Source organism: Staphylococcus petrasii (assembly GCF_002902565.1).
GTDB lineage: Bacteria > Bacillota > Bacilli > Staphylococcales > Staphylococcaceae > Staphylococcus > Staphylococcus petrasii.
In genome coordinates this window covers 25,786-43,787 of record NZ_PPRC01000031.1, presented here as the reverse complement: position 1 = coordinate 43,787, position 18,002 = coordinate 25,786, and the positions used below count along the sequence as shown (strand labels likewise).

Genomic DNA, 18,002 nt, shown 5'->3' with positions numbered 1-18,002 from the left:
AAATAAAATCAATCTATATATATAAATTTCTAAAACCTATAATAACTAATTGATTTTTCAAAGAGTTTATTATAGGTTTTTATTTTTATATTCACGCTTCCATTTTCAAAATTTAGACTACAAAAATGTTCAAAATTTCGAAAAACTGAGGAACTCTATTAGAGTTAATTTAATAACCTCTCATTTTCTAGTATAATAATAGTTAATACAAAAATTTAGGAGATGACACTATGTTAAACCCCTTTGATTCAGCGTATCACAGCTTATGCGAAGAAATCTTAAAAATAGGTAATGAACGTGATGATCGAACACATACTGGTACTATTTCAAAATTTGGTCATCAACTACGATTTGATTTATCGAAAGGATTTCCGCTTTTAACTACAAAAAAAGTATCTTTTAAATTAGTGGCTACTGAATTATTGTGGTTTATTAAAGGCGATACCAACATTCAATATTTATTAAAATATAATAATAACATTTGGAATGAATGGGCTTTTGAGAAATACATTCAATCTGAAGATTATCATGGTCCAGATATGACAAATTTTGGTCATAGAGCCTTAGAAGATTCTGAATTTAATGAGCAATATAAAGAAGAAATGTCTAAATTTAAGCAACGCATCTTAAACGATGATAGTTTTGCTGAAAAATATGGCGATTTAGGAAATGTATATGGTAAACAATGGCGTGATTGGGTAGATAAAGAAGGGAACCACTTTGATCAATTGAAAACAGTGATCCAACAAATTAAAGAGAATCCTAATTCACGACGTCATATTGTATCTGCTTGGAATCCTGCTGAAATTGATTCAATGGCTTTACCACCTTGTCATACAATGTTCCAATTTTATGTGCAAGACGGTAAATTAAGTTGTCAATTATATCAACGTAGCGCAGATATATTCTTAGGTGTGCCTTTTAACATTGCTAGCTACGCTTTATTAACACACCTTATAGCTAAAGAATGTGGCCTTGAAGTAGGCGAATTTGTCCACACATTTGGAGATGCGCATATTTATTCAAATCATATTGATGCTATTCAAACACAACTATCTAGAGAGAGCTATACGCCTCCAACGTTACAAATAAATTCTGATGCTTCGATTTTCGATATCAATTATGAAGATCTTGAATTAATAGATTATCAGTCACATCCTGCAATCAAAGCACCAATTGCAGTTTAAAGCTATCTCAATTTTTTATTTATTTGAAAATGAAGTAACCGTACGATTACGTTTTAATAAATAATTAAATGCATAACTTAACAAAAATCAAAAATTTATCCTTAAATAAATAACGGAGGGAAAATTATGACTTTATCAATTTTAGTAGCACACGATCAACAACGTGTCATTGGGTATAACAATGATTTACCTTGGCACTTACCAAACGATTTAAAACATGTTAAAAAGCTTTCAACAGGTAACACTTTAGTTATGGGAAGAAGAACATACGATTCAATTGGTAAACCATTACCAAACAGACGAAATGTTGTATTAACGCATGACACTTCATTTCATGTAGATGGTGTAGATGTTATACACTCTTTAGATGAAATATATGATTTAGAAGGTCACGTATTCATCTTCGGAGGCCAATCATTATTTGAAGAAATGATAGATAAAGTAGATGATATGTATATTACTGTGGTAGAAGGGAAACACCAAGGAGATACATTTTTCCCTGAGTATACATTCGAAGATTGGGAAGTTGAATCTTCAGTTGAAGGGGAATTAGATGAAAAAAATACAATTCCACATACGTTTCTACATTTAGTTCGTAAACATAACAAGTAAAGTGATTTAATGGAGGTATTTATGACAAAACAAATTATAGTGACGGATTCTACGTCAGATTTATCACAAGACTATTTAAAGCAGCATAACATCCACGTCATTCCTTTGAGTGTAACAATTGATGGTAAATCTTATGTCGATCAATTAGATATTACATCTGAAGAATATATACAACATATCGAAGACGACGCCGATGTTAAGACGAGTCAACCACCAATTGGCAAGTTTATCGAACTATATGAAACACTAGCGAAAGATGATGTAGAAATTTTTAGTATACACATGTCATCCGGACTAAGTGGAACTTACAATACTGCACTACAAGCAAGTGAAATGGTAGATGCCAATATAACCGTTATTGATTCAAAATCAATTTCATTCGGTCTAGGTTATCAAATTCAAAAATTAGTTGAATTAATTAATACTAATCTCTCTTCTAACGAAATAGTTGAAAATCTTAAAGAAGTACAAAAAAATACAAAATTATTTGTAGTGATTGGTCAACTTAATCAATTAATAAAAGGTGGACGTATTAGTAAGACAAAAGGTTTTATTGGAAACATTATGAAAATCAAACCTATTGGTACGCTTGAAGATGGCTATTTAGAAATGGTGCATAATGCGCGTACTCAGAATTCAAGTATCCAGTATTTAAAAAAAGAAATTTCAGAATTTATTGACAAGCATAAAATTAAATCAATCGGTGTTGCACACGCTAATGTGATTGATTTTGTTGAAAAGTTAAAATCACAATTTGATGACGCCTTTGGCCCACAAGAATATGATGTCAATGTCACAACACCAGTTATTTCAACTCATACTGGACAAGGGGCAATAGGGCTAGTCGTTGTTCGTCATTAATATATTTTAAGTGTTGTGTAAGTAAATCACTTTAAAATCAATTCATATTGTCGTAAATTTAAATAATAACAAAGGAGGTAATCAAATGGCATACGCAACATTTGCTGGAGGATGCTTTTGGTGCATGGTTAAACCATTCACTTCGTATCCAGGTATTGAAAGTGTAGTTTCAGGTTATAGTGGCGGTGACGTAGAGAATCCCACATATGAACAAGTTTGTACGAATAAAACAGGCCATAGAGAAGCTGTACAAATCACTTACAATCCTGAAATTACGTCTTTTGAAAATATTTTAGATGTTTACTTTAAAACATTTGATCCAACTGATAATAGCGGTCAATTCTTTGATAGAGGCGAAAGTTATGAACCAGCTATTTTTTATCATGATGAACAACAAAAGCAAGCTGCTGAATTAAAAATTCAACAGTTAAATGAACAAGGTATATTTAAAAAACCTGTCATTACGCCTGTGCTTCCTTATAAGAATTTTTATCCTGCAGAGGATTATCACCAAGATTATTATAAGAAAAATCCTATGCACTACGAACAATACCAACGTGGATCAGGTAGAAAAGCTTTTATTGAATCACATTGGGGGTCAAAAAATGATTAAAAAAAATAAAAATGAATTAAATGAGATGGAGTACTTAGTAACACAAGAAAATGGTACTGAGCCTCCATTCCAAAATGAATATTGGAATCATTTTGATAAAGGTATTTATGTTGATAAAATTTCAGGTAAACCCTTATTTACATCTGAAGAAAAATTCGAATCAAATTGTGGATGGCCTAGCTTTTCAAAAGCAATCGATGATGATGAAATTATTGAACTCGTTGATAAAACATTCGGTATGGTTAGAACTGAAGTAAGATCCGAAGAAGCAAATAGTCATTTAGGACATGTTTTTAACGACGGTCCTAGAGAAAGTGGTGGCTTACGTTATTGTATTAATTCGGCTGCTATTCAGTTCATACCATATGAGAAATTAGAAGAGCTTGGATATGGCGATTTAATTCCACATTTTGAAAAATAGGAGTGAATAAACATGTTTAAAAAATTATTTGGTAAAGGTAAAGAAGTTAATAAAGAAATTCAAATTTATGCACCGCTTACTGGTGAATATGTAAAAATTGAAGACATTCCAGATCCAGTATTTGCACAAAAAATGATGGGCGAAGGTTTTGGTATTAATCCTTCTGAAGGAGAAGTAGTATCACCAATCGAAGGGAAAGTAGATAATGTCTTTCCTACAAAACATGCGATTGGTTTGAAAGCTGACAATGGCCTTGAACTTTTAGTACACATCGGTTTAGATACTGTTCAACTTGATGGCCAAGGTTTCGAAATTTTAGTAAATAGTGGCGATACAGTTAAAGTTGGCGATCCATTATTAAAATTTGATTTAGAATATATCAGAAAAAATGCTAAAGATGTTATCTCACCAATTATTATTACTAATTCAGACCAAACTGAATCACTTCATATCGATGACGTTCAAGCAGTAGTTAAAGGCGAAACTAAAGTCATTGATGTGACTATGAGCTAATGAAAAATCATTCTTTTTACCAATTTGCACTTACTGTCAGAGGACGAAAAGATAGTAAAGGCGAATTAGCTGAAGAAATTTTTAATGATTTAGCTTTTCCTAAACATGAAAGTGACTTTAATACACTATCTGACTATATTGAGATGCAGAGTGATATTACAGTGCCAATGTCAGTATTTGATGATTTATATGAAGAGTATACAGAATGGTTGAAATTTTAAAAAATACGAGCAAGTGCTTCACGCAATAGCTTATAAATATAAAATTCATCAATCAAACTGTTTTAATAAAATATTCTTGCTAGGGCGGGACGAGAAACACTTTTTAACTAAAGATTGATTTCTCTCCCGCTTTATTATTTTCAACTTTTAAGGACTTTAAACAGCCTTCTAATTTGCGTTTAATTATAAATAAAGACATACTAGTAATATCTTTTCAAAATAAAGAGTAAATACATAAGAAGTAATAGAGGAAGTGTTTGAATGAATAATAATACAGATAAGCATGATGAGCAATTGTCTTCTGATCATAAAAATGAAGTGTCATCTCCTAAAAAAGTACACTTAAAGATTTGGCAATTTATTCTTATCTTACTGCTTGCTATTATTCTTACTGCAGCACTAACTGTAGCTGCGACTATTGGGATTAATCACAAATTGAGTGGTTTGACTAAAGATGAACGTAAAGAAATGAAAAAGATTGAATTTGCTTATAAAACTTTAAATAATGACTACTATAAAAAACAACAATCTAATAAATTAACAGAAGCTGCTATCGACGGCATGGTTAAAGAATTGAAAGATCCATATTCTGAATACATGACTAAAGAAGAAACTAAAAGTTTTAATGAAGATGTGTCAGGTGACTTCGTAGGTATCGGTGCTGAAATGCAGAAGAAAGATAAAGAAATTATGATAACAAGTCCTATTAAAGACTCTCCCGCTGAAAAAGCCGGAATACAACCAAAAGATGTTGTAACTAAAATAAATGGACATTCTGTTGAAGGTAAACCTTTAGATGAAGTCGTAAAAATGGTACGCGGAAAAGAAGGTACGTCAGTAAAACTTACTATTAAACGTGGGTCTCAAGAAAAAGATATTAATATTAAACGTGAAAAAATCCATGTTAAAAGTGTGGAATATAAGAAAAAAGATGGTATCGGTATTATGACCATTAATAAATTCCAAGAAAATACAGCTGGCGAACTAAAAGCTGCAGTAATTAAAGCACATAAAGAAGGTGTTCGCAGTATTGTACTTGACTTACGTAATAATCCTGGTGGCTTATTAGATGAAGCCGTTAAAATGGCGAATATCTTTATCGATAAAGGACAAACTGTTGTTCAACTTGAGAAAGGTAGCGATAAAGAATCAATCACGACGTCAAATGACGCTTTAAAAGAAGCAAAAGATATGAAAGTGAGTATTCTAGTAAACGAAGGCTCAGCAAGTGCTTCAGAAGTATTTACAGGAGCTTTGAAAGATCATCATAAAGCAAAAGTTTATGGTTCAAAAACGTTTGGTAAAGGTATAGTACAAACAACTCGTGAATTTAGTGATGGTTCATTATTAAAATATACTCAAATGAAATGGTTAACACCAGATGGCCACTATATTCATGGCAAAGGTATCGAACCAGATGTTAAAATAGCATCTCCTAAGTATCAATCTATTAGTGTGATTCCAACTGATAAAACATATTCAGTAGGAGATAATAATAAAAATGTTAAATCAATTAAGATTGGTTTAAATGCTTTAGGCTATAAAGTAAATGATGAATCAAATCAATTTGATTCAAATTTATCTACTGAACTGAAAGCATTTCAATCTGATAACCATTTACCTACTACTGGTAAATTTGATGCTAAAACAAACGATAAATTCACGCAGTTATTAGTGGAAAAATCTAATAAAGAAGATACTGTATTAGATAAGTTATTAGACAAACTAAAATAAAGAGGTGTTTTGAAAGTGACAATTAGATTAGGTAAAAAAGAAGATATAAACCAAATTGAAGCGTTAGTTGAAGAAGCAAAACAATCTATGCAAGAACAAGATAATAATCAATGGGATGATAAATATCCTGTTGCCGAACATTTTGAAGAAGATATTGATACAGAAACGCTATATGTATTAGAAGAAGAGAATACAATTTATGGTTTTATAGTGGTCGACCAACAACAATCAGAATGGTATGATGATTTAGAATGGCCAGTTGATAGAGAGGGTGCTTATGTCATCCACAGATTAGCTGGGTCAAAAGATTATAAAGGTGCAGCTACGCAATTATTTGACTTCGCCGTTCAACTTGCTGAAGACCACGACGTTCATGTTTTATTAACTGATACATTTGCGCTTAATAAACCTGCGCAAGGCTTATTTGATAAATTTGGCTTCGAAAAAGTTGGCGAGGTAGAAATAGACTATCATCCATATGATAGAGGCGCACCATTCTATGCATACTATAAAAACATATAAGAATAGAGGTTAATAACTATGACTAAAATAGCATTTACTGGTGGCGGCACAGTCGGACATGTGTCCGTAAATCTAAGTCTCATTCCGACTGCTATTGAAAAAGGTCACACGGCATTTTACATTGGTTCTAAAAACGGTATTGAACGAGAAATGATTGAATCTCAGTTATCTGAAATTAAATATTATCCAATATCTAGTGGTAAATTACGCAGATATTTATCTTTTGAAAATGCTAAAGATGTATTCAAAGTGTTAAAGGGTGTTCTTGATGCCCGTAAAGTATTAAAAAAAGAAAAGCCAGATTTACTATTTTCAAAAGGTGGATTTGTTTCAGTGCCGGTGGTAATAGCCGCACGTTCATTAAAAATTCCAACTATTATTCATGAATCAGACTTAACACCTGGCTTAGCAAATAAAATTTCTTTAAAATTCGCTAAAAAAATCTACACAACATTTGAAGATACATTAAACTATCTTCCTAAAGATAAAGTAGATTTTGTAGGTGCAACGATCCGTGCAGACTTAAAAGAAGGTAACAAACAACGCGGTTATCAACTTACAGGCTTTGATAATTCTAAAAAAGTCTTACTTGTTATGGGTGGAAGTTTAGGTAGTAAAAAGTTAAACGAAGCGATTCGTGAAAATTTAGAAGCATTGCTTCAAGATTACCAAATCATTCATCTTACAGGTCATGGGTTAATTGATCACTCTATCAATAAAAGTGGATATGTACAATATGAATTCGTGAAAGAAGAACTTACGGACTTACTAGCCATTACAGATACTGTAGTAAGCCGAGCTGGTTCAAATGCTATTTATGAATTTCTAACGTTACGTATTCCAATGCTTTTAATTCCTTTAGGATTAGATCAATCTCGTGGAGACCAAATAGATAATGCTAAAAACTTTGAATCTAAAGGTTATGGCAGAACGATTCCTGAAGATCAACTTACTCAAGTTAAACTTTTAGAACAATTAAAAGATATTGAAAATCAACGTGATAGTATCATCAAACAAATGGAAACATATAAAGAAAGCTATACTAAAGAAGATTTATTTAATAAAATCTTGAACGACGCTTTATAAATACAGGAGGCGTACTTGATGAATCGTGCAAAGCGCATTACATTACTCATAGTTTTCACTCTAATCTTTGGAATTATCGCTTTTTTCCATGAATCAAGATTAGGTAAGTGGATTGATACAGAAGTATATGAATTTATTTATTCATCAGAAAGCTTTATAACAACTTCAATTCTTTTAGGCGCAACTAAAATAGGCGAAGTTTGGGCCATGGTTTGTTTATCATTAATGTTTGTAGCATATTTAATGCTTAAACGCTGTAAAATTGAAGCATTATTTTTCGCAATCGTTATGGCACTTTCAGGAATTCTAAATCCTGTGTTAAAAAATATCTTTGACCGTGAACGCCCAACGTTACTACGTTTAATTGATATTAGTGGTTTCAGCTTCCCTAGTGGACATGCCATGGGCTCAACATCATTTTTCGGAAGTGCAATGTTTATTGCTAATCGAAGTATGTCTGGATCTAACAAAGGCATTATCATCGGACTATGTGCTTTATTCATTCTATTAATTTCAATTTCAAGAGTGTATTTAGGCGTTCATTATCCAACAGATGTTATTGCCGGAATTATTGGCGGCGCCTTCTGTATTGTTTTATCAACTCTAATATTGAAGAAACAACTATATCCATCTACAAATTAATATCTTTGTCTTAAGAGAAGCAGTGTATTCATTTTTTGAAGCCTGTTTCTCTTTTATTTTTTAGGAAAATGAGGTAAGTGAGAAATAAAAATAAGAAAGCAGTGAACCTCGGCATTAGATTCACTGCTTTAATTAAAACGTTTAAAGCTAATTTTTAAAACTTCAACGTTAGTCTTTTACGGGCATATAAAAGGGGAATAACTCGAAAATGATCAATCCTGTAAGAACGAAATATATGTGGGGGGGAATTGTCTTAGTCGGTATTGATAATCATTTTCAACTATTATCATACATGACTGATAATCATTGTCAATTAGAAATGTGAAAATTTTAAATTTATTTTCTATCGTTTATTTTTACGTCAAAAAGTTATCACATCTTATTATGCTGTAACATACTTGTATACTTATTTAGAGAAATACTGTGATAAAATATTGTTTATATTATAAAAGGCTAATTGGCCATAATTAGTAAAATTAATTTTAAATTAATTAACATGTTTGTTAACTTATTTTTTCAAAAAAAGAGGTGCAACCATTGACTGATATATTAATAGTAGAGGACGAACAAAATTTAGCTCGTTTCCTTGAATTAGAATTAACACATGATAATTATAATGTTGATATCGAATATGAAGGGCAAGCAGGTCTAGATAAAGCACTAAGCAATAGTTATGATTTAATTATTTTAGATTTAATGCTTCCGAATATTAATGGACTTGAAATATGTCGTCGTGTGCATCAAGAACAGACAACACCAATCATTATTATCACAGCTAAGAGTGATACATATGATAAGGTTACAGGTTTAGACTATGGTGCTGACGATTATATTGTAAAACCATTTGAAATAGAGGAATTATTCGCTAGAATTCGTGCTGTATTACGTCGCCAACCACAAAAAGATATTATTGATATAAATGGTATTAAAATTGATATCGATGCTTTCAAAGTAACCGTTAACGGTGAACAACTTGATTTAACAAAAACAGAATATGATTTATTATACGTGTTAGCGACAAACCGTAATCATGTACTACAAAGAGAACAAATATTAAATCATGTATGGGGTTATGATAGTGAAGTAGAAACGAATGTCGTAGATGTTTATATTCGCTATTTAAGAAATAAATTAAAACCATTTGGCAAAGAAAAGACCATTGAAACCGTTCGTGGTGTAGGATACGTGATTAGATGATTAAAAAACGCACTTTACAATATAAATGGATGACAATCACGACACTTATTATGTTTACGACAATCCTTTTATTTTGTTTGATTACTATCTTCTTTCTTAAAGACACGTTACGTGAGGGAGAAATTGATGAAGCTGAGCATAGCTCTAGTGAAATTGTTAATTTAATTCAAACACGCTCTGTGGATCGTATTTCAACACTAGATTTAAGTGCTTCTTTAGAAAATTTTGAAGAAGTCATGATATACAATCAAGAAGGCAAAGAACTCATGCATACTTCAAATGAGAGTAGCATGCATTTTAAACCACCATTTGATTTAACAAATATTGAACGTGTGAAAGTTGCAAAGTATAAAGGTAGACAATTTCTCATTATAACTGAACCTATTCAAAGTCGTAATTTCCAGGGATTTAGCGTTCTAGTTCATTCATTAGAAGGATATAACAACATCGTACGTTCTCTGTATATAGTAGCTATTATGTTTGGGGTAGTTGCAACGGTCATAACTGGCTTCATTAGTTATATCATTTCAAGACAAATTACTAAACCGTTAATAAGAATGTCTAATAAAATGAATCAAATACGACGTGATGGGTTTCAAAATAAGTTAGAACTTAATACAAAATATGAAGAAACCGATAATTTAATTGAAACGTTTAACGATATGATGTTTCAAATTGAAGAGTCATTTAATCAACAACGGCAATTTGTAGAGGATGCTTCTCACGAATTGCGCACACCGCTTCAAATTATTCAGGGTCATTTAAATTTAATTAAGCGTTGGGGAAAAAAAGACCCCGCAGTATTAGAAGAATCATTAAACATTTCCTTGGAAGAAATGAATCGTATCACCAAGCTTGTTGAAGAGTTATTACTTTTAACAAAAGATAAAGTTAATATACAAGCGTTAGAAAGTGAAGATGTAAACATTAATGATGAAATCCGTTCGCGAGTTAAATCATTACAACAATTACACCCTGACTACCAGTTTGATGTTCATTTAGCAAATAAGCCGTTAAACTTACATATCAATCGCCATCAGTTTGAACAATTGCTTCTAATTTTTATCGATAATGCTATGAAATATGATAAAGAGAAGAAGCACATTATTATTAAGACACAACTTCGAAATAAACAAACAAGTATCGAAATAACTGATCATGGTATGGGTATTCCTAAAGAGGATCAAGAATTTATCTTTGATCGCTTTTATCGAGTGGATAAATCGAGAGCTAGAAGTCAGGGAGGCAACGGTTTAGGTCTTTCTATAGCAGAAAAAATTGTGCAACAATACGGTGGTTATATAATGGTTGATAGCGAAGTAAACCAATATACTACTTTTAAAATTATCTTTAAATAATAAATAATATAGCGTGACTAGGATTGAACAATGTTTTGTTTTAATCCTAGTCATTTTTTTAACTTCTTTTCAAAAGACACTATAACATTTGATTTTTTGAAATATAACACTTTTGAAATTTAAGCTTAATTAGAAGAAATATTGAAAAAAAGGCTGTTATCAACATAAATTACTATGCATTAAAACGTTTTCAACAAAATTAATTTTTATTCTTCATCCTTTTACATAATATTCAGTCAATAGGCTTTATCAAAGCATTAAATAATGCTATGATTATTCTGTAAGCGGTTTAACTATTTTGTGGAGGGTATACTATGGCAAAGGATAACAAGGATGTTACGGAAGCTCCTGTAAACTTTGGTGCAAATTTAGGTCTTATGCTAGATTTATATGATGATTATCTACAAGACCCTTCTTCTGTACCAGGTGATTTACAAGTTCTTTTTAGTACAATAAAAAATGGTGAAGCTAATATCGAGGCTAAACCTACCACAAAAGGGAGTGGTTCTTCAGCGGATGATAGCACTATCAAACGTATCATGCGTTTAATCGATAACATTAGACAATATGGTCACCTTAAGGCCGATATTTACCCTGTAAATGCTCCAAAAAGAACTAATGTTCCTAAATTAAGCATTGAAGATTTTAATTTAGATAAAGAAACATTAGAACAAATTTCTGCCGGCATTGTTTCTGAACACTTTAGTGATATTTATGACAATGCATATGAAGCAATTGAGCGTATGGAAAAGCGCTATAAGGGACCTATTGCATTCGAATATAACCATATTAACAACAATAAAGAACGTACATGGTTGAAACGTCGAATTGAAACACCTTATAAAGCAAATATTAACAATGATGAAAAGATAAAATTATTTGAAACGTTAGCACATGTTGAAGGCTTTGAAAAGTATCTACATAAAAACTTCGTTGGCGCAAAACGCTTCTCAATCGAAGGTGTAGACACATTGGTGCCTATGTTACAACATACATTAAAACGTGCTGCAGAAGTCGAAATTCAGAATATTCAAATCGGTATGGCGCATCGTGGACGTTTAAATGTTTTAACGCATGTATTAGAGAAACCATACGAAATGATGATTTCAGAATTCATGCATACTGATCCAATGAAATTTTTACCAGAAGATGGAAGCTTAGAATTGACTTCTGGCTGGACTGGAGACGTTAAATATCACTTAGGTGGCGTTAAAACAACTTCTTCTTATGGTATTGAACAACGCATCTCACTTGCAAATAACCCAAGCCATTTAGAAATTGTAGCACCAGTGGTTATTGGTAAAACACGTGCGGCTCAAGATGATACACACCATAATGGTGGTCCTACGACTGATTTCCATAAAGCTATGCCTATCATAGTTCACGGGGATGCAGCTTATCCAGGTCAAGGTATCAATTTCGAAACAATGAATTTAAGCAATTTAGATGGTTATTCTACAGGAGGCGCTTTACATATCATTACGAATAACCGTATTGGTTTTACTACTGAACCAGTAGACGGCCGTTCTACAACTTATTCTTCTGATATTGCTAAAGGTTACGATGTGCCTATCTTACATGTTAATGCTGATAATGTAGAAGCAACAATTGAAGCAATTGATATCGCAATGGATTTCAGAAAAGAATTCCACAAAGACTTCGTAATTGACTTAGTTGGTTATCGTCGTTACGGGCATAACGAAATGGATGAACCATCAATTACTAACCCTGTTCCATATCAAAATATTCGTAAACATGATTCTGTTGAAATTATTTATGGTAACAAATTAGTGGATGAAGGCGTTATTAATAAAGATCAAATGAATGAAATTATGGATAATGTTCAAAAATCTATGCGTTCAGCTCAAGACAAAATTGATAAAGCCGATAAAATGGACAATCCTGATATGGAAAAACCTGAATCATTACAACAACCTTTACAAAGTGATGATAAAGATTTCACATTTGATCATTTGAAAGAAATTAATGATGCAATGTTAACGTATCCTGATGGTTTCCACGTTTTGAAAAAGCTAAATAAAGTGCTTGAAAAACGTAGAGAACCATTCGAAAAAGAGGACGGCTTAGTTGATTGGGCACAAGCAGAACAACTTGCATTTGCAACAATCGTTCAAGACGGCATCTCAGTCCGTTTAACTGGTCAAGACAGTGAAAGAGGTACATTTAGTCATAGACATGCTGTGTTACATGATGAGGAAAATGGAGATGTTTACACACCTTTACATCATGTACCTGATCAAAAAGCTACATTTGAAGTTCATAATAGTCCGTTATCTGAAGCAGCTGTTGTTGGCTTTGAATATGGATACAATGTTGAGAACAAAGAAAGCATGAATATCTGGGAAGCTCAATATGGTGACTTCTCTAATATGGCTCAAATGATATTTGATAACTTCATGTCTTCTGGACGTGCTAAATGGGGCGAAAGAACTGGTTTAACACTATTCTTACCTCATGCGTTTGAAGGCCAAGGTGCAGAGCACTCTTCAGCTCGACTAGAAAGATTCTTACAATTAGCGGCTGAAAATAATAGCACAGTGGTTAACTTATCAAGTTCAAGTAACTACTTCCATTTATTAAGAGCACAAGCTAAAAGTTTAGGCACAGAAGCTATGAGACCTTTAATTATTATGTCACCAAAAAGCTTGTTGAGAAACAAAACTGTAGCTCAACCAATTGATAAATTCACATCTGGCGGATTTAAACCAATCCTTGTGGATGAGGCTGATAAAGATAAAGTGACTAAAGTTATTTTAGCTTCAGGAAAAATGTTTATTGACTTAAAAGAACATTTAGCTAAAAATCCTAACGAATCTATTTTACTTGTGGCTGTGGAAAGATTATATCCATTCCCTGAAGAGGAAATTAGAGAAGTGTTAAATGAATTACCAAACCTTGAAACTGTTTCTTGGGTTCAAGAAGAACCTAAAAACCAAGGTGCATGGTTATTTGTATATCCATACTTAAAATCTCTTGTAGGAAATGAATATAACTTAAGCTATCATGGCAGAATTCAACGTGCAGCACCAGCTGAAGGTGATGGAGAAATTCATAAACTTGTTCAAAATAAAATTATTGAAAGTAGCACTCAAAATAACTAGGGGGAAATAATATGGCAGAGGTAAAAGTTCCAGAATTAGCAGAATCTATTACAGAGGGTACTATTGCAGAATGGTTAAAAAACGTAGGCGATAGCGTTGAAAAAGGAGAAGCCATTCTTGAATTAGAAACTGATAAAGTTAATGTTGAAGTTGTATCTGAAGAAGAAGGTGTTTTACAAGAACAACTTGCTTCTGAAGGCGATACAGTAGAAGTAGGCCAAGTTATTGCAACAGTTGGAGAAGGTAGCGGAAATAACGCTTCTAGCAGCAATAATGAACAACCATCTGAAGATAAAAAAGAGGAAAAAGCTGAAAAAAATGAAGATAAAGAAACAGAAGCACCTTCAACTAGCTTAAATGAATCAGAACAGTCTTCATCTAATAACCAACGTGTTAATGCAACACCATCTGCACGTCGTCATGCTCGTGAAAACGGTGTAGATTTAAGTTCAGTTTCTGGTAAAGGTAACGATGTAGTACGTAAAGAAGATGTAGACAATAGTCAAAAATCAAGTCAATCTCAAGCTACTAAATCTTCACAAGATAGTAAACCACAAGAAACTAAAAAATCATCTAGCACACCAAATAAACCAGTTATTCGTGAAAAAATGTCACGCAGAAAGAAAACAGCTGCTAAAAAATTATTAGAAGTATCTAATAACACAGCAATGTTAACTACATTCAACGAAGTAGACATGACAAATGTTATGGAACTTCGTAAACGTAAAAAAGAACAATTTATTAAAGATCACGATGGTACAAAATTAGGCTTTATGTCATTCTTCACTAAAGCAGCTGTAGCAGCATTGAAGAAATACCCAGAAGTAAATGCTGAAATTGATGGCGACGATATGATTACTAAACAATATTATGATATCGGTGTAGCTGTTTCTACTGACGATGGTTTATTAGTACCATTCGTAAGAGATTGCGATAAGAAAAACTTCGCTGAACTTGAAAGAGCTATCGCTGACTTAGCAGTTAAAGCTCGTGAGAAAAAACTAGGACTAGATGACATGGTTAATGGTTCATTCACAATTACAAATGGTGGTGTCTTCGGTTCAATGATGAGTACGCCAATTATCAATGGTAACCAAGCAGCAATCTTAGGTATGCACTCAATCATTACGCGTCCTGTAGCTATTGATAAAGACACTATTGAAAACAGACCAATGATGTACATTGCATTAAGTTATGACCATAGAATTATCGATGGTAAAGAAGCAGTAGGATTCTTAAAAACAATCAAAGAACTTATTGAAAGCCCAGAAGATCTTTTATTAGAAAGCTAATCACAAAGGAATACAACCTCGTAAATATTGATACAACGACGTATTATCGTCGTTGTATTTTTTTGGTTGAAAAGGCGGAAATTGTTAGAGAAGGTCGCTAGGATAAGTTTAAATAGGCTTTTTAGTTATAGTATCGTAAGTTATAATTACAAACGATACACTTATATATAATGAAATTTGAGACAAAGTAATTATAAAAGTATTACTAAAAAGTAAGTACGTCCATTCTAGTTTAAAGCATATATAAGTTAAGATAGAGTCATATGATGTAGCTACTAGAGTTTACATTATTGCAGGTAAAGCAACTAAATGATAGTAGTACATATCTAATTTTCAATATAATATTAAAGTATAATTAATACTGAGTAATTTTAAGAAATAGCCAAAAAAACGAACTTATACTTCGAACACTTTAAATAAATAGCAAAAATATTTATTTTTTTAATACAACTCCCCTCCCTATATTTTATAAGGCAGGGGAGGGGGTGATATTATTATTTTAGATTTAAGTTTGGTTTTAATTTATCGAACATAACAAATTATAAAAGCAAATAAAGTTCGTATTTTAATTAATGTGTGTAAACAGTAATATCCAATAGTTCATCATATAAATCGGATAAAAAATACGTTATAATAATTGAGAAAAGATAAATATAGGGGTGTCAGTCAATGAGCGGACTTAGAAGTGTCACACTAGGGACAAGTGATCTTTCTAAAACAAAGAAATTATTTAAAGATATATTAGGTCTTAATGTTGCATCTAAAAATCAAGCTTTACGATTTGGTGATGCAAACTTAAGCCCAGGGACGCGTATACATTTTGTTGAAGTTCCAAATGAAACTTATCAAAACCAACACATTTCTAGTGTAGGATTAAGAACTCCATCTGATGCAGGTCTAGAAGAATATCAACAAATCTTAAAAGATAATGATATTGACTATAGTTCTATAACAGAGTTAAACGGTAATAAGCATTTTAATTTTAAAGATGCTAACCAACAAATCTTTGATATTTATTCAAACGAGCATAATACTGGAATCGGCCTAGGCACTCCAACATTTGAAAGCTCAGTAAACCCACTTCATCAATTACAAGGTTTAGGGCCAATCATTATTCAAGTAAATGAAATGCCTGTGACAGCTTCCATCTTAAAAAATGTATTTAGTTTAGTACATTATGCGGAATATGAGTCTACTGAGTTTCCTGAACAAGTTATTCAAGTATTCAAAATTGGTGATGGTGGTTTAGGCGGTGAAATTCACTTATATCAACCTAAAGAAGAAATCGAAATGGTTGAAGAAGGTATCGTTGAACAAGTTGAATTTAGTGCTAATTCATCTGAGGAATTTGAAAAGGCTCAAAAAGAACTTGATGAAATTGGAATCCCTTATCAAATGTTAAACCAAGGTGATGCTAAATCTATCCGTATTACTGAAAATAGTGGCATCTCATTCATTTATACTTTAGATAATAAATTACAATAGTTAATTATTGGAGGAATATATATGGCTATGTTACATGAAACATGGAAAGAGCGTACACCAATTAAAACAGTTGAAGTTACTAATACAGATGCTAAGAAATTTACAGTTTCTGATATGTTAACTATCGGTAAACAATATGATGTAATTAACGAAACTGAAGAATACTATCAAATTATTGATAATTCTGGTTTAGTTGGCGGTTATTACAAAGATTATTTTAAAGAAGTTTAAGACAACAAATTATTTCTAAACATGTTGTTCCATCTAAGACTCGGGAGTCATAAAAAGGCTCCTTAGTCTATTTTTTCATTTTCAAAGAAAGAAGGAGTTTAAACTATTATGGTACAAAATCAATATATCAATTCTGATGAATCTGTATTCAATGATGCTCAAGCATTATTTAAATTAAATAAAAATATCTTATTAAAAGGTCCAACTGGTTCTGGGAAAACGAAATTAGCAGAAACGTTAAGTGAAACGGTTAATACGCCTATGCATCAGGTTAACTGTTCAGTGGATTTAGATGCTGAAAGTTTATTAGGATTCAAAACGATTAAAACAAACGATGAAGGGCGTCAAGAAATTGTCTTTATCGATGGTCCTGTTATTAAAGCAATGCGTGAAGGTCATATCTTATATATTGATGAGATTAACATGGCTAAACCTGAAACATTACCAATTCTAAACGGTGTATTAGATTATCGTCGTCAATTAACTAATCCATTCACTGGAGAAGTGATTAAAGCTGCACCAGGCTTCAATGTTATTGCAGCGATTAACGAAGGTTACGTGGGTACATTACCGATGAATGAAGCGCTTAAAAACCGTTTTGTAGTTATTCAAGTAGATTATATTGATGGCGACATCTTAAAAGAAGTAATTAAACAACAAAGTAATTTACAAGATGATAAAGTCATTGAACAAATTATTAAATTCAACGAAGATTTACGTACAATGTCTAAACAAGGCCAAATTTCAGAAGAGGCAGCTAGTATTCGTGCGCTTATCGACTTAAGCGATTTAATTACTGTGATGCCTATTGAACGTGCGATTCAACGTACAATTATCGACAAATTGGAAGACGAACGTGAACAACAAGCGATTAAAAACGCAATTGAACTAAACTTTTAGAGAGG

18 protein-coding genes and 1 pseudogene are annotated in these 18,002 nt (G+C 32.2%); all 19 read left to right on the top strand.

Features of this window, described 5'->3' with window-relative positions:
* Positions 1 to 230: 230 nt before the first annotated feature.
* The 19 genes and pseudogenes from CD127_RS06405 (at position 231) to CD127_RS06320 (ending at position 17,997) form a co-directional block, all read left to right on the top strand.
* Positions 231 to 1,187 carry a thymidylate synthase gene (locus CD127_RS06405; RefSeq protein WP_103366164.1) on the top strand — a complete coding sequence of 319 codons (957 nt, stop codon included), beginning with the start codon at positions 231 to 233 and terminating at the stop codon, positions 1,185 to 1,187.
* 126 nt (positions 1,188 to 1,313) lie between these two features.
* Positions 1,314 to 1,799, top strand: a complete 486-nt coding sequence (locus CD127_RS06400; RefSeq protein ID WP_103298409.1) for a dihydrofolate reductase — start codon at positions 1,314 to 1,316, stop codon at positions 1,797 to 1,799.
* Positions 1,800 to 1,820: 21 nt separating this feature from the next.
* Entirely contained in the window at positions 1,821 to 2,660 is an 840-nt protein-coding gene (gene fakB2 / locus CD127_RS06395) for a fatty acid kinase binding subunit FakB2 (protein WP_103366163.1), read from the top strand.
* Positions 2,661 to 2,745: 85 nt separating this feature from the next.
* On the top strand, positions 2,746 to 3,273 hold the full coding sequence (msrA, locus tag CD127_RS06390) for a peptide-methionine (S)-S-oxide reductase MsrA (protein ID WP_103298407.1): 528 nt from the start codon (positions 2,746 to 2,748) through the stop codon (positions 3,271 to 3,273).
* Entirely contained in the window at positions 3,266 to 3,694 is a 429-nt protein-coding gene (gene msrB / locus CD127_RS06385) for a peptide-methionine (R)-S-oxide reductase MsrB (RefSeq protein ID WP_103298406.1), read from the top strand. Before msrA ends, msrB begins: the two co-directional genes overlap by 8 nt.
* 12 nt (positions 3,695 to 3,706) lie before the next feature.
* Complete coding sequence (locus tag CD127_RS06380; protein ID WP_103366162.1) at positions 3,707 to 4,207, top strand: PTS sugar transporter subunit IIA; 501 nt, start codon at positions 3,707 to 3,709, stop codon at positions 4,205 to 4,207.
* On the top strand, positions 4,207 to 4,428 hold the full coding sequence (locus CD127_RS06375; protein WP_103298404.1) for a YozE family protein: 222 nt from the start codon (positions 4,207 to 4,209) through the stop codon (positions 4,426 to 4,428). Before CD127_RS06380 ends, CD127_RS06375 begins: the two co-directional genes overlap by 1 nt.
* 261 nt (positions 4,429 to 4,689) lie before the next feature.
* Entirely contained in the window at positions 4,690 to 6,162 is a 1,473-nt protein-coding gene (locus CD127_RS06370; protein ID WP_103366161.1) for a S41 family peptidase, read from the top strand.
* 21 nt (positions 6,163 to 6,183) lie between these two features.
* The gene (locus tag CD127_RS06365; RefSeq protein WP_103366166.1) at positions 6,184 to 6,684 is read left to right on the top strand and encodes a GNAT family N-acetyltransferase; all 501 of its coding nucleotides are present in this window, start codon (positions 6,184 to 6,186) and stop codon (positions 6,682 to 6,684) included.
* 18 nt (positions 6,685 to 6,702) lie between these two features.
* Positions 6,703 to 7,770, top strand: coding sequence for an undecaprenyldiphospho-muramoylpentapeptide beta-N-acetylglucosaminyltransferase (locus tag CD127_RS06360; RefSeq protein WP_103366160.1), 1,068 nt, complete (start codon positions 6,703 to 6,705; stop codon positions 7,768 to 7,770).
* Between the two features lie 18 nt (positions 7,771 to 7,788).
* Positions 7,789 to 8,412 (top strand): phosphatase PAP2 family protein, encoded by a 624-nt coding sequence (locus CD127_RS06355; RefSeq protein WP_103366159.1) that lies wholly within the window; start codon positions 7,789 to 7,791, stop codon positions 8,410 to 8,412.
* Positions 8,413 to 8,620: 208 nt separating this feature from the next.
* Positions 8,621 to 8,731, top strand: a pseudogene (locus CD127_RS12830) (hypothetical protein); the annotation flags it as partial.
* Positions 8,732 to 8,949: 218 nt separating this feature from the next.
* Positions 8,950 to 9,609, top strand: coding sequence for a response regulator transcription factor (locus tag CD127_RS06350; RefSeq protein ID WP_103366158.1), 660 nt, complete (start codon positions 8,950 to 8,952; stop codon positions 9,607 to 9,609).
* On the top strand, positions 9,606 to 10,967 hold the full coding sequence (locus CD127_RS06345) for a HAMP domain-containing sensor histidine kinase (RefSeq protein ID WP_103366157.1): 1,362 nt from the start codon (positions 9,606 to 9,608) through the stop codon (positions 10,965 to 10,967). The genes CD127_RS06350 and CD127_RS06345 overlap by 4 nt, the downstream gene beginning before the upstream one ends.
* Positions 10,968 to 11,281: 314 nt before the next feature.
* Complete coding sequence (locus tag CD127_RS06340) at positions 11,282 to 14,089, top strand: 2-oxoglutarate dehydrogenase E1 component (protein WP_103366156.1); 2,808 nt, start codon at positions 11,282 to 11,284, stop codon at positions 14,087 to 14,089.
* A gap of 11 nt (positions 14,090 to 14,100) precedes the next feature.
* Positions 14,101 to 15,381: a dihydrolipoyllysine-residue succinyltransferase gene (gene sucB, locus CD127_RS06335; protein ID WP_103366155.1), complete on the top strand. Its 1,281-nt coding sequence runs from the start codon at positions 14,101 to 14,103 to the stop codon at positions 15,379 to 15,381.
* Positions 15,382 to 16,050: 669 nt separating this feature from the next.
* Positions 16,051 to 16,866 (top strand): VOC family protein, encoded by an 816-nt coding sequence (locus tag CD127_RS06330; protein ID WP_103366154.1) that lies wholly within the window; start codon positions 16,051 to 16,053, stop codon positions 16,864 to 16,866.
* 27 nt (positions 16,867 to 16,893) lie between these two features.
* Positions 16,894 to 17,097: a DUF6501 family protein gene (locus tag CD127_RS06325; RefSeq protein WP_103366165.1), complete on the top strand. Its 204-nt coding sequence runs from the start codon at positions 16,894 to 16,896 to the stop codon at positions 17,095 to 17,097.
* 108 nt (positions 17,098 to 17,205) lie between these two features.
* Positions 17,206 to 17,997: an ATP-binding protein gene (locus tag CD127_RS06320; protein WP_103298394.1), complete on the top strand. Its 792-nt coding sequence runs from the start codon at positions 17,206 to 17,208 to the stop codon at positions 17,995 to 17,997.
* Positions 17,998 to 18,002: the final 5 nt, after the last annotated feature.